This window comes from Fimbriimonadia bacterium, assembly GCA_039961735.1.
GTDB lineage: Bacteria > Armatimonadota > Fimbriimonadia > Fimbriimonadales > JABRVX01 > JABRVX01.
Window position 1 is genome coordinate 139,698 of the sequence record JABRVX010000010.1, and the last position, 12,989, is coordinate 152,686.

Sequence of the window (12,989 nt, forward strand, 5' to 3'; positions counted from 1 at the left end):
CCCCATGGTTCCTCATCAGGCGCGCGGGCACCTGCGTGTGGTTTACAATGCTCCCAACGCCATGCTGCTGATGATTGATAACTACGACAGCTTCACCTACAATCTCGTTCAGTACCTCGGCGAGATGGGCATCGAGCCGTTCGTGTGCCGAAACGACGAGCTGAGCGTAGACGAGGTGGAGAAGATGGGACCTAGCGCCATCGTGCTCTCGCCGGGACCGTGCACACCGGTGGAGGCAGGTGTCTGCGTGCCACTCATCCAGCGCCTTGCCGGGCGGGTTCCGATCTTCGGAGTGTGCCTCGGGCACCAAGCGATAGGGGCGGCGTTCGGCGGAAACATCGTGCGGGCGAGACGGCTGATGCATGGGAAGGCCTCGTCTATTCGGCACGACGGGTCCGGGGTCTTCGAAGGACTGCCGTGTCCCTTCTCGGCGATCCGCTACCACTCGCTGGTGATAGAACGCGAGACGATGCCCGAGTGTCTGGTAGAGACGGCCACCTCCGAGGATGACGGTGAGATCATGGGCGTCCGGCACCGGGAGTTCGCTCTGGAGGGCATTCAGTTCCATCCGGAGTCGATCCTAACGGAGCATGGCAAGACGATATTGCGTAATTTCTGCCGGCAGGCGGGTCTGGAGGCGAGGACATGACAGAGAAACACAAGGAGCGTGTGAAGAAGCTGCAGCAAGCGCTTCGGGATCTGGGCTACGATGCGTTCTTCGCTTCGACACCCATAACCACTGAGTACTTGGTGGGGCATCGTGAGGGTGGTGGAGAGCGGATGATGCTGCTAGGCATCGCACCGGACCATGAGCCTGCGATGTTGATCCCCGCCTTGGCACTCGTACAGGCGAAGGCGACCACGGGCATAGAGGATATCACCACGTGGATGGACGGCGAGGACCCAGGCGTGAAGTTCGCGGCGTGGGCAGAGCGATGGGGGCTTCGCACCGGCGTGATAGCAGTGGACGACGAGATGACATCGTTCTTTTTGCTTCGGATGCAACAGGCGCTGCCGGCCGCGCTATTCAAGCCGGGGACACCTGTTATGGAGGCGTGCCGAGGGCGGAAGGACGCTGAAGAGATTGCATACCTGCAGTATGCGGCGAATGCTGTCGATGAGGCCTACAAGGCGGGCATTGCTGCTATCCGAGTGGGTGCTACCGAGATGGACGTAGCTCTCGCTATCAGCGACGCGACGAACGCACAGGGTGTGATCACCTCCTTCGGAATCGTGGGAGCCGGGGCTCACGGCGCGATGCCACACTACTACACCGGACACAAACCGCTGGAGCCAGGCGATGTGATCGTCATGGACTTTGGCGGAACCTATCATGGTTACTTCGCAGACATCACGCGCACCGCATGTCTCGGCGAGGCGAGCGCGGAAGCGAAGAAGGTGTATCGTATCGTGCGCGATGCGCACTATGCAGCGCGTGAAGTGGCAAGACCGGGAGTAGCTGCGCAAGAAGTGGATCGCGCGGCACGGCGGGTGATCGCAGACGCAGGATATGGCGAGTACTTCGTGCATCGCGTGGGACACGGGATCGGATTGCAGTGCCACGAGCCGCCCTATATGGTGGAAGGTAACGAGACGCTCCTGGCAGAGGGTCACACTTTCACCGTGGAGCCTGGCATCTACCTGCCGGATCGGTTCGGAGTGCGGTTGGAGAACGTGGTGGCAATCACTTCGGATGGGTGCCGCAGCCTCAATGCCGAGCCCGCCCCCGAGTTGCTGGAGATTCCCGTCTGAGTCGCCATCGCATCTCCTACGTGTGAAGCGCGGGGCGACACGCACTGCCCGTCGAGAGGAGAGGGGGGCGGTGATGAGTCCGTTCATGTTGCTGGTGGCTAGTGCCGGGCTGCCATCCGCCGATTCGTCATGCTGAGCCTGTCGAAGCATGCAACCGGATGGCGAACACGCAGCATCAGAAGAGGCGACCAGGCAGCGGTCGGTGTCATGCTGAGCTTGTCGAAGCATGACGAGACGTGCCGAACGCTATCGTCTTCTGGTGCCACGTTCGCGGCTTCCGGCTGCGTGCTTCGACAAGCTCAGCATGACGTTTGCTTGGGCGCTCTCGGTATGATGGGATGGTGTCTACTTCGTGTTTCTGTTCCTGACCCTTCGCAGTGGTGGAGGGGTCAGAGGGAGTTGCTTGTTTCCGTGTCATTCGCCGATCGGTGTTGTAGGTTGTGAGGACACTTTTTCTGTATGGGAGCCATCTCCTCTCGTCATGCTGAGCCTGTCGAAGCATGCAACCGGATGGCGAACACGCAGCATCAGAAGAGGCGACTAGGCAGCGGTCGGTGTCATGCTGAGCTTGTCGAAGCATGACGTTTGCTTCGACAGGCTCGGGATGGCGTTTGCTTCGACAAGCTCGGCATGACGTTTGCTTGGGCGCTCTCGGCATGGCGGACCAGTGTGGTATGGACGATGGGGTGGCTGCACGTGCCATGCTTCGACAAGCTCAGCATGACGTTTGCTTCGACAGGCTCGGCATGACGTTTGCTTGGGCGCTCTCGGCATGGCGTTTGCTTGGACGTTCTCGGCATGATGGGAGAGTGGCCCTTGCCTACTGCCAGCCGTCACCAGTGCGAGTGGTGTGGCATAGCCGTCCTATCAACCCTCTCTCTTGGGATGGGAGAGGGAGGATTCTGGCAGTGATGCTAGAAGCACCATGTATCCATTCGGGAGGTTCTCGGTTCATGCACAGAATGCGCGTCGATCTGAAATCGCTCGCCACGTTGGTCTGCCTCGTGATGGTGCTCCACGCAACCGCACAGACGCTCACGAAAGAGATCCTCGACACCTTCTCGTGGCGCAGCATCGGGCCGGCGAGCATGGGTGGACGCGTGTCGGACATCGCAGTGGTGGAGAGTAATCCCTTTACTTTCTACGTTGGCATGGCCACGGGCGGCGTGCTAAAGACCGTGAATAACGGTACGAGCTGGACGCCGGTGTTCGATTCTCAACCCGTCCAGTCCATCGGCGCCGTCGCAGTCGCTCCGTCGAACCCCGAGGTGGTTTGGGTGGGCACCGGCGAGCCGAACGGTCGCAACAGCTCCGGCTGGGGCAACGGGGTGTACCGTACCACCGATGGTGGTAAGACATGGCAGCACCTTGGACTGGAAGACACTCATCACATCGCGCGCATCCTCGTGGCACCAGACGACCCGGACACGGCCTATGTCGCTGCCGTCGGCCACCTGTGGGGATACCACCCGCAGAGAGGCGTGTTCAAGACCACCGACGGCGGAAAGACATGGCAGCACGTGCTACGAGTGGATGACAAGACTGGTGCGATCGACATAGCCTTCGGGGAGCCGGGAAGTGGCATCATGTTCGCTGCTATGTACCAGCGTCTGCGGACCCCATGGGGGTTCCAGGGAGTCGGTGAAGGCTCCGGCTTGTATCGCTCTACCGACAACGGGAACACCTGGACCAAGCTGACCGAGGGGCTTCCGAAGGGCCCGCTGGGGCGCATCGGCATTGCAGTGTCGCGCAGCAACCCGAAGGTGGTGATGGCAGTCATCGAGAGTCACGCTGGTGGGGGCGGGCAGGTGTTCAATTCCCGCAGCCCGGAGGGTGGAGTGTTCCGCTCGGAGGGCTCCGGCCTGACCTGGAAACGAGTGAACTCGAGCGTTCCACGCGGTTTCTACTTCAGCAAGATACGCATAGACCCCCAGGACGATAAGAAGGTGTACCAACTCGGTTTCCAGATCACACGCTCGACCGATGGAGGTACGACATTCCGTGGCGGGTATTCCGGCAACATTCATCCGGACGTACATGCCATGTGGATTGACCCCGAGAAGCCCGCACACGCTATGGTCGGCACCGATGGTGGCCTGTATGTCACCTATGACGATGGTGCGAAGTGGGATTTCCTGAGCAACTTTCCGATGGGGCAGTTCTACGAGATCACCGCGGATGACAGGGACCCGTTCCACGTGTACGGTGGCTTGCAGGATAATGGTAGTTGGGGCGGCCCCATCGCCACGCGTACCACCACGGGTGTCAGCAACGCGGACTGGTACAACGTCGGTGGCGGCGACGGCTTCTACGTGCAGGTGGACCCACGCGATCCGAACATCATCTACTCGGAAAGCCAAAACGGGGCGGTGAGGCGTCTGGACCGAAAGAGCGGGCAATCGAAGAACATCCGTCTATCCGCACCAGAGGGTACGCCCAGCTACCGATTCAACTGGAACACTCCGCTGCTGCTGTCACCACACAATCCCGACGTGTTGTACATCGGCGGGAATCGGCTGTTTCGCGTGACGCAACAGGGCGACTGGTGGGAGCCCATCAGCCCGGATCTTTCGAAGATGCATCCAGAGCGCATCACCACGGCGGGCTCCGGCGCCGAGACCTATGGCACCATCGTCACGATCTCCGAATCGCTTCTGAAACCAGGCCTGATATGGGTCGGAACCGACGATGGCAACGTGTGGGTGACTCGGAACGGCGGCAGGCAGTGGGACGAAGTAGGCAAGAACCTGCCGGCCAAGGTCAGAGAGCTATGGGTGTCACGCACCGAGGCCTCGCGGTTTCACGAGGGCACCGCGTACCTATCGTTCGACGGGCACCGCAGCAACGTGTTCGAACCGCTGCTGTTCGTCACACGGGACTACGGGAAGACCTGGCGCCCAATCCACGGAGATCTGCCCGCGCACCACCCGATTCAGGTGGTGCGCGAGAGCCCACTCGCAGCAGGAGTGCTCTTGGTGGGAACGTCATTCGGCTGCTTCCTATCCAACGACGACGGGGAGCACTGGCTGCCGTTGATGAAGAACCTACCTGCGGTGGAGGTGGACGATATCTTCATCCATCGTCGGGACCACACCATCGTGGCGGCGACGCACGGGCGCAGCGTATATGTTTTGGACAAGGCCACTCCGGTGCTGGAGCTAACGCCCAAAGTGATGGAGAAGCGCTTTCACCTGTTCTCGCTTCCTCCGGCGGCCGCCTACATCCCGGTGTCGGGAAGTCAGCTCTCGACGAGGGAGTTCGTCGCCCCCAACCCACCGAGGGGTTTGGATATCTACTACTGGCTGCGCGACGAAACCGAGGGCGAGGGGCCTATTATCACGATTACCGACTCCACCGGCACGACCATCCATCGCCGCACCGGCTCCAGCGAGAAGGGACTACGCGCCGTTCGATGGGACCTGCGAGTCGGGGAGGCAACCCCACCCTCTGGGCAGAGGGGGCGCGGGGAGGATGATACGCGCTCCTTGGTCGCGCCCGGGACGTACAGGGTGACCCTGACGGTAGGTGGAAGCTCGATGAGCACGGAACTTCGGGTGACAGGCGTGGTGACAGAACCACCCTCCACACCCGAAGAAGAAGGTACATAGCCCGACGCGGCGGCACCGGAGACGAGGTGCCACCGTCATCGGATCGTCTTTGCGCTCTCTGCCTACTTGCGCCTACGGCTGAGGGCGAACAGGGCACCCACTCCCACAGCCAGGCCCGCTACGTGGCTCGGTTCGGGCACCACCCGTACGTGCTTCTCGACTACCGGCAGAGCCACCGCCGCGTTCTGATCGATCTTCACCTCACCGCCGTCCATGTACGTCACGCCGGTGAGGTCGAAGGTTTGCTGCACCCGGATCTTGCGGGTCGGCGCGAAGTCGTAGATGCGCGTGCTCGGCTGCGAGGTGTCGACGCCGGCGTCGCTCACGAGCAGCACCGGTTCATCGTTCGAGATGTCGAAGATGATCTCTGTCCACTCGATTCGCGGGTTCTGGGCGAATGGCCCAGGCACGATTGACCCAAGCAGGTCCACAGTGAGGCGGTCGATCAGATACGGCTCCGGGGCGAAGATGTCGCAGACGATCGTCAACATCCCATCCTGCCTGTTCGTCCCATCGCCCACGAACGCATCCGGGGCGAGGAAGTTGGCGTCCGTATCGAAGATGCGGTCGGCACCGATCTCGACCGAGCCGAAAAGCACCATGTAGGCTCCAGCGGACAGGTCGCCCGCAATCAAGCAGTTCCAGGTGACGTACAGGTCAGCCGCAGCCGTCGGGCGCGTAAGCGCGGCAAGCAGCAGGGCCGGGATAAGTCCTTTCTTCATCAGTACCTCCAGGTTGCCATCAACGAACAACAAATCACCCGGGTCGCCGGGCGGCGGCCCGCTTCTTCTAGCAGTCTACAGCAAATACGGTCATTCGTCAAGCGAGCATATCGCAGATTCCCTCGGGAAACGGGCTCGCGAGACGGGGACGAGGTTTCGTTTCGAGCCCACCCGTCCGGCCATGGCTGCTACAATGGCCGCCCGGAGGTTGTCCGCACTTGACGCCGAGAAAGCCGTCCATTCTGGAACCCGTTTCGCAGCTTCGCCGCGTTCGCATCGTCGAATGCGGCGAACCTCTGGTGGAGTTCCTTCGCGTGTGTCCCGACCTGCACATGTTGCCCTCACGATTCCGATATCGGCGCGAGGTGATGCTTCGCGAGTCGGTGGCCAACATGCTCTGCCGAGCCAACGCACTGCTGCCGAAGGGCTACCGGCTCGGCATCATCGAGGGATGGCGCGCACCGCACATCCAGCAGCGGCTCTATCTATGGAGCTGGAATCGCTTCCGAGACCGACACCCTGATTGGTCCGAGGTCAAACTGAAGCGGACGGTCAATCGTTTCACCGCTCCGATGAACCAGCGTGTGCCGCCTCCGCATACCACGGGCGGAGCCGTGGACTTACTTCTCGCCGATAGGGAAGGCAAGGCACTCGACCATCTTTCCCCTTACGAGAGGTTCGACCCTCGCGGGTACCCGATGGACGCACCGAACTTGACCGAAGAGGCTCGCAGGCACCGGCAGATCCTTGCGGATGTACTGAACGAGGTCGGCCTGACCAACTACCCGAGTGAGTATTGGCACTGGAGCTATGGGGACCAGGGGTGGGCGTACAGAGGCCATCACTCGCATGCGATCTATGGAGCCATCCAGCCCGATGACTGGCAGCCGGACCCAGCCGACCTCGCGGAAGGCCCTCTCGAGCTCGCCCCTGATTGAGCCGCGTCAGTCATAATCGGGCAAGGAGGTTGCCGTGAAAGCCTACACCATCGCCCTCTCGCTCGCAGTTCTGTCCACCGCGTGGTCGCAACCCACCGATGCTGAGAAGCCCGATCCGCTGAGGGGAGAGCGCCCCATCGTCGTCAAAGTGCTCGTGCTGAACTTCGACCCCATCATCCCGCAAGAGGGCAACAAGCGTCTCACCCAGGTCGTAGGGTGGAACGATCCGCGCAAGCTGGCCGATGGATACATCTCCGATCTCCGAGAAGCGAGCGGAGGCCTGGTGCGGTACACGATCCGGGAATGGGTGGACATTGACACCTTCCACACGAAGATCGATGGCTTCACCTACACCCCTGAGCAGTACATGGAGTGTCACAGGACGGGCAAGGGATGGCACAGACCCGATACCGCCGACTATGTAAAGACTTTCAAGGACTACGATGTCATCCGTCGCGTGGAGAGTGGCGATATAGACGAAGTGTGGTTCATGGGTGGTCCGTACTTCGGTTACAGCGAGTCGGCCATGGCAGGGAAGGATGCCTTCTATATCAACGGTGACGTATACGGCTTCGACAAGGTGCCGTGCAAGAAGGCCTTTGCGATTATGGGCTTCAACTACGAGCGTGGCGTCGCCGAGATGCTGCACGACCTCTGCCACCGCACGGAGAGCACGATGTCTCGCGTGTATGGCGGCTGGAAGGTCGAAGATCTGACCACGAATTGGGCGCGGTTCGCAGCCAACGCCGAGCAGTCCGGTGGTGTGGCTGCAGTGGGTACGTGCCACTATCCACCCAATGCGCAGGACGGGTACGATTATGCCAACAAGCGCGTCGTGCAGAGCACCGCAGACGACTGGCTGAACTACCCGAAGCTGACGGGTGCGAAGAAGCCTGTCTCCTGCGAGAGCTGGGGTGGCCCGGACTATCATCGCAACTACATGAAGTGGTGGTTTGCCAGACTCCCTCGCGCCCCCGGCTGGAACGAAGACGGCCGCCTGAACAACTGGTGGCGTTACGTCTTCGAGTTCAACGACTATGACGACCGGGGTAAGCCGCGGAAGGCTCAGTAGAAGTAGGGGATCATGCCCGGAAGTCGGGCTCCCCGGATATAGGTTGTTGGGGCCGGCATTGAGACAAAGCGTTCCGGCATACGATAGCCGAAACTTCTAGGTTTGAAACGAGTCTTACATACCCGCGTAGGAGGTAATCCAGCGCTACGCCTTGTCCCTGCGGGAGGGGAGTGAGGAGATAAAATTCTCCGCTTCGCGGTGGTAGGTCTTTAGCGGGTCCCGGAAGGCGAGTTGCTTCCCTCCGTCCACCGCCACCATGTCCCAATCAACCCAGTAGCGGTGCACGCGCCTAGCTACGATCTCGCGAACCACCATTCCACGCCCCCGTGCACGCGTACCCTCCGGCGGTTCGGTCACGGCATCCAGAATTTGCAGGTCGCTGCATAGCCTTCGCATCTTGCCGCTCGACTGGAGGTAATGGTAGAGCCCGGCGCGTGGATCTAGATTGTGGTATTCCATGTCCACGGAGTGCAGTGCGTCGTCGTCCCATCCCACGCCAGCATCCGCCATGAAGGTTTCCAGCACCTGACGTTTTGCCACCCAATCCAGACGATCACCTAGCGACATAGGGTCTCTCTCAAGTCCATCGAGAGTGCTTTCCCACTCGGTCAACACCCAGTCGGTCTCCGGGTCCCTGCCACGATACAGGGACTGAGCGGCCTTAAGGTACATCCGCTGCAAGTCCACTCCACCTATCACCGTGCCATTCCCGAGTTCAACCAGCCACTTCCACGTGGCATCGCGCGATACGGAGTGCAATGCGCGGAGGCATGCCGACTCGGTGTCGAAACTGAGACCCTCGGGCACCGCATCGTCTTCTATCAGGTCGAGCACGAGCGACGTCGTACCGACCTTCAGCGCATAGGCGTACTCGGACATGTTCGCCTCGCCGAACAGCAGATGCAGTCGGCCCATCGTATTGAAGCTATAGAAGTCGTCCCACTTCGGGTTGACGATAGCGCGGTTGAAGCGCACTCGTGTGGCCGCCGCACGAATGATATGATCGGCACGCTGCGATAGCTGATACTGCATGCTATCGTCCGGCAGGACGTTGTACACGTTCGGCACCCATACGTAGTCTATGGGGTTCTCCATGATCGTGCGAGGGTCCAGCACCGCCCTCGTGCGATCCAGGATGTGGCCGCCCACTCGCCCCACGCCCGCAAAGATCTGTCGGGTGACTAAGAACGGGAACAACGACTGGAGCGGCTCTCCGAAGAAGTCATCCTTCATCTCCACCAGGTAGTTCTCGTGGCAGCCGAACGTGTGCCCACCGAAGTGGTCCACGCTGTTGGCATAGAAGGAGACGCGATCCTCCCATCCCAGCTCTTGCAGCGCACGTAGAAGGATAAGATGCCCCGCACGATCATAGGCGATCAGGTCGCGCAGGCTCGAGCACTCTGGCGTCGCGTACTCCTGGTGGCTGCCCACTGCATCCACGTACAGCCGTCCACCATTCAGCAAGAAGCCACCAGCCCGCGAGGGCTCGAACGCCTCATTGCGTGCAAGCACATCTATTGCACCCAGCTTGCACTGATAGAATACGTGGTTCTTGACGCAGTCCACGACGCGCTCGATGCCGTCGAGGTCATCGTCCCGAAGGAGACAGCCGTACTCCGTTTCCACGCCGAAGACGCGCTTGCCGAGGCTCACTTCAGATCGCCGAGCGCCTGCTCGATCCGCTCGCGGCTCCACAGGGCGAATTTGCTCTGGCGCGGAGTGTCCCGCTCCAGCCAGCCGACCTCGGGTGTCGCGATCTCCAACTCACTGCGAAGTCGAGCAGCCGCATCCTCCCGCGTTGGTGAGCTCTTGTCAGAGTCCTCTTGAGCGAGTCTCGCCGCCGCCCAGGCTAGCAGCGCGGTGCACGTCGCCTTATCCGGGTTGGCCGCCACTCCGGTCTCGGCTAGGAAGCCGCGTCCCGCCTCCTCGCCCGCCCGCGAGCCCGCAACTACCACGCTGCCCGAGTGAGGCGTGTACTCGCCGTCGAAGTTCAGCACATAGAAGCTGTCCATCTCTTGGCTGTGCCCCATCTCGGCGAAGACGGTTCGCGCGACGAAGGGAGCGGTCATCGGATCGGCAAACGCTCGCTTGAGCGTTGGGCTGAGGGCGAAACCCACCACCCGTTGCACGGTGACGTCATCCTCGCTCCGAACGAAGCCTTCCGTGTGCGCAAAGTCAATCGCCCGCAGACGAACGGCCTCGAGGTCGGCCTGACTGCCGATTCCAGCACAGATCAGCCGGTCGTACACCTCGAACACCTTGCGCACCCCGGCGCGCACCGTTGCAAGCAATACGCCTTGCCGGCAGCTTAGGCCGACCACCGGGCTGCCACCCTGCAGCCGTCCCTCTACGTACTGGGCGCGCTGCGCTATGCTCTGCTGCCAGTCGTAGGGAGTGATCACGCGCGTTTCCTTCCTTTCGCCGGCTGGTCCAGGCCCTCGATGGCGGCCCTGAGCGTATCTTCGCTTACTTCACGCACTCCCTCGGGGCCGACGGTCTTGGCCGTGGGTAGGATTTTCGCGTAGCCCGCGGTTGCGCTATCCAGCTCCGCGGCTATGTCCAACAGCCGCAGCCCATCCGCCAGCACGTCACTGAAGTCGCGCTCGTGGAATGGTCCCTTCACCCGCTCGATGTAGTGGAACGCCCCGCGTATCCGCTCCGAGCCTGACCCGGCGGCCCCGAAATCACCGGACTCGAAACGCGCCCCGGACCCGTCGTAGAAGAAGATTCGGCCCGCCTTCTCTCGCTCGTCCCACGCGCTCAGCACGGGAATGAACAGACCGATGCCCTGCAGAGCGTTCGGCAGGTTGCCTGCGAGTGCCCGGCTCACCTCTTGCAGCTTCCCCTCCAAGCTGATCTCGTGGAGCTGCGTGCGAGCAAAGTACTTGAACGAGTGTTGAAGGTAGCGGACTACCTCCATCGCCTTACCGAAGGCGCCCGCCACCGCAATCAGCGTGAAGTCGTCCAGCGGCAGGATCTTCTCCGCCCGGTCGTACATCACGAGGTTCGCCGTGGTGGCCCGCCGGTCACCCAGATTCAGCACGCCATCCTTGTAGCGCATGGCGAGCACAGTGGTGCCGTGAACCTCCTCGGACGCCGCGGGGCCGACGAGCCTCTGAAACTCAGGCAGCCGCCCCTCGCTCCTGAGCAGTTCGTGGAAGTCGCCGTTCACTCGCCGCTTCGCTGCCGATACCGCTTCGCTTGGTCGGGGTCGATCTTGCGCAACCGCTTCAGCAGCTCGTCCGAGCCGCCCGGCCTGCGAACGTCCGGCTTGGTGGGCCCGTCCCCTTCGTCCGGTTTGGTGACGCGCTCGAACGGCTTGGGTATCGTCCTGCGCTCTTGTCCGAATACTATCATGTTGCACTCCCCGATGCTATCCGCACTGACTCTTCTAACGACTCCGCTCTTTCCACGGCATCAACCAGCTGTCGTGGGACCTCTCCGACCATCTTGCTCATGTCCAGCCGATTGGATTGCGCTCCGTCGTCCAGCGTCATCGCACTCCATGTGACGTCGCGCACCGCCTCGCCGAACCGTCGAACATACAGCCCTCGAAGGGCAGCCCGCGTGTCCGCCGGAGGGCGCTGCATCGCCTCGGTAACCCGCTCCTCGGACACCAGTTGTTCCGTATCAATGACCCAGTAGAGCCCCTCTTCGGGGTCCAAGTTATGATACTCCAGGTCTGCGGCGACCACCCTGTCGGAACCCCACTCCTCCTCTTCAGCTTCCAAGAATGTGCGTAGTAGCTGAAGCTTCGCAGGCCAGTCCAGCCGGTCGGCCAGCATCAGCGGGTCCTCCTCCAGGATTCCTAGCGTCCGGTCCCACTCGCCGAGCACCCAGTCGGTCTGGGCGTCTCTTCCGCCGAACCGCTCGGTGGCCGCAGCGAGAAACTGCCTCTGCACGGTCACTGCGCTCACGATGCAACCGTCCGCCAGTTCTACGTTCCAGCGGTAGGTTTCGTCACGGGAGATTTCCTCTGTTGCCCGTACTGGGTCAACAAGTCTCACGGGGCATTCCCAGCCCTCCTCCACGAGCTCCAGAACGAGGCTGGTGGCACCTACTTTGAGGGCGGTCGCGAACGGCTGCATGTTCGCGTCACCGGCGATGACGTGGATGCGCCGCCATCGCGTAGGGTCGGCATGTGGCTCGTCTCGCGTGTTAACGATGGGCCTTCGGTATAGCGTATCGATCCCGATCGGCTCGGCAAAGAACTCGGCTCGCTGAGAGAGACGGAACGCCGGCTCGCGCTGCCTGTCCGAGCCTGCCCGCCCCGAGCCGGCATAGATGATGCGGGTTGGCAGGAAGGTGAGCAGCGCCTCGGCATAGCGCTCGAACGGCACTTCTCGCAGGCCCAGGTAGTTCTCGTGCGTGCCGTAGCTCGCGCCCTGGAAGTCCGTGTTGTTCTTGTAAAGGCGCACTTTGCGCCCAGTGCGCTGTGCATAGGCGTGGGCGCACTGCAGCAAGAGGCGCTCGCCCGCCCGGTCGTGCGCGACGAGATCTGCAAGCGAGAGGCACTCTGGCGTGGAGTACTCGGGATGACCGTGGTCGTTGTACAGCCGTGCGCCGCTGGCCAGCACGCGGTCGGCGCGCAACGCTTCTGCCGGTATGGCCCCAGGCCGGTCGAACTGGGCATCCACGGGATCGGTTCGCAGTCGCTCGGCCCGGAAGCCCCGCGCATCGCGCCTGGGGTCCTCGAATCGGTAGTCCCACGACTGCACGCAAGGGCCGGGGAAGGACCGGACCAGTTCCGCCGCCTCCTCTACCTGGTCACGCACCTCCCGCCCCTCGACGGCGAAGCCGTACTCGGTCTCCAGACCCAATAATCGTTTCACTTACGAAGTATACGAGACCGGCCGAGAATCTGCCCCAAGCTAGACCCACCCGAGGGCGGCAACAG

11 protein-coding genes are annotated in these 12,989 nt (G+C 61.9%); 5 read left to right on the top strand and 6 right to left on the bottom strand.

The window, feature by feature from the left end:
• Positions 1-61 precede the first annotated feature (61 nt).
• The 3 genes from HRF45_04935 to HRF45_04945 all read left to right on the top strand — a co-directional run bounded on the left by HRF45_04935 (position 62) and on the right by HRF45_04945 (position 5,360).
• Positions 62-649 (top strand): aminodeoxychorismate/anthranilate synthase component II, encoded by a 588-nt coding sequence (locus HRF45_04935; protein ID MEP0765873.1) that lies wholly within the window; start codon positions 62-64, stop codon positions 647-649.
• Positions 646-1,752, top strand: coding sequence for an aminopeptidase P family protein (locus HRF45_04940; protein ID MEP0765874.1), 1,107 nt, complete (start codon positions 646-648; stop codon positions 1,750-1,752). Before HRF45_04935 ends, HRF45_04940 begins: the two co-directional genes overlap by 4 nt.
• Before the next feature lie 953 nt (positions 1,753-2,705).
• On the top strand, positions 2,706-5,360 hold the full coding sequence (locus HRF45_04945; GenBank protein MEP0765875.1) for a hypothetical protein: 2,655 nt from the start codon (positions 2,706-2,708) through the stop codon (positions 5,358-5,360).
• A gap of 62 nt (positions 5,361-5,422) precedes the next feature.
• On the opposite strand, the gene HRF45_04950 is transcribed toward HRF45_04945, so the two are convergent.
• Positions 5,423-6,082, bottom strand: coding sequence for a PEP-CTERM sorting domain-containing protein (locus HRF45_04950; GenBank protein MEP0765876.1), 660 nt, complete (start codon positions 6,080-6,082; stop codon positions 5,423-5,425).
• A 218-nt stretch (positions 6,083-6,300) separates the two neighbouring features.
• Between HRF45_04950 and HRF45_04955 the strand changes: the two genes are divergently transcribed.
• On the top strand, positions 6,301-7,020 hold the full coding sequence (locus tag HRF45_04955; GenBank protein MEP0765877.1) for a hypothetical protein: 720 nt from the start codon (positions 6,301-6,303) through the stop codon (positions 7,018-7,020).
• Between the two features lie 34 nt (positions 7,021-7,054).
• Positions 7,055-8,092 carry a hypothetical protein gene (locus tag HRF45_04960; protein ID MEP0765878.1) on the top strand — a complete coding sequence of 346 codons (1,038 nt, stop codon included), beginning with the start codon at positions 7,055-7,057 and terminating at the stop codon, positions 8,090-8,092.
• A 144-nt stretch (positions 8,093-8,236) separates the two neighbouring features.
• Here the strand turns inward: HRF45_04960 and HRF45_04965 are convergent, their stop codons facing one another.
• Genes HRF45_04965 through HRF45_04985 form a run of 5 tightly spaced genes read right to left on the bottom strand, consistent with a single transcriptional unit; the run spans position 8,237 to position 12,924 of the window.
• On the bottom strand, positions 8,237-9,745 hold the full coding sequence (locus HRF45_04965; protein ID MEP0765879.1) for a proteasome accessory factor PafA2 family protein: 1,509 nt from the start codon (positions 9,743-9,745) through the stop codon (positions 8,237-8,239).
• Positions 9,742-10,494 (bottom strand): hypothetical protein, encoded by a 753-nt coding sequence (locus HRF45_04970; GenBank protein MEP0765880.1) that lies wholly within the window; start codon positions 10,492-10,494, stop codon positions 9,742-9,744. The genes HRF45_04965 and HRF45_04970 overlap by 4 nt, the downstream gene beginning before the upstream one ends.
• Complete coding sequence (locus HRF45_04975; protein MEP0765881.1) at positions 10,491-11,264, bottom strand: proteasome subunit alpha; 774 nt, start codon at positions 11,262-11,264, stop codon at positions 10,491-10,493. Before HRF45_04975 ends, HRF45_04970 begins: the two co-directional genes overlap by 4 nt.
• The gene (locus HRF45_04980; GenBank protein MEP0765882.1) at positions 11,261-11,449 is read right to left on the bottom strand and encodes a ubiquitin-like protein UBact; all 189 of its coding nucleotides are present in this window, start codon (positions 11,447-11,449) and stop codon (positions 11,261-11,263) included. The genes HRF45_04975 and HRF45_04980 overlap by 4 nt, the downstream gene beginning before the upstream one ends.
• On the bottom strand, positions 11,446-12,924 hold the full coding sequence (locus tag HRF45_04985; GenBank protein ID MEP0765883.1) for a proteasome accessory factor PafA2 family protein: 1,479 nt from the start codon (positions 12,922-12,924) through the stop codon (positions 11,446-11,448). The genes HRF45_04980 and HRF45_04985 overlap by 4 nt, the downstream gene beginning before the upstream one ends.
• Positions 12,925-12,989 lie beyond the last annotated feature (65 nt).

What these genes read in the sequence shown, in the direction of transcription:
- HRF45_04935 (MEP0765873.1), top strand. Translation starts at nt 62, where the DNA reads ATGCTGCTGATGATTGATAACTACGACAGCTTCACCTACAATCTCGTT.
- HRF45_04940 (MEP0765874.1), top strand. Translation starts at nt 646, where the DNA reads ATGACAGAGAAACACAAGGAGCGTGTGAAGAAGCTGCAGCAAGCGCTT.
- HRF45_04945 (MEP0765875.1), top strand. Translation starts at nt 2,706, where the DNA reads ATGCACAGAATGCGCGTCGATCTGAAATCGCTCGCCACGTTGGTCTGC.
- HRF45_04950 (MEP0765876.1), bottom strand. Translation starts at nt 6,082, where the DNA reads ATGAAGAAAGGACTTATCCCGGCCCTGCTGCTTGCCGCGCTTACGCGC.
- HRF45_04980 (MEP0765882.1), bottom strand. Translation starts at nt 11,449, where the DNA reads ATGATAGTATTCGGACAAGAGCGCAGGACGATACCCAAGCCGTTCGAG.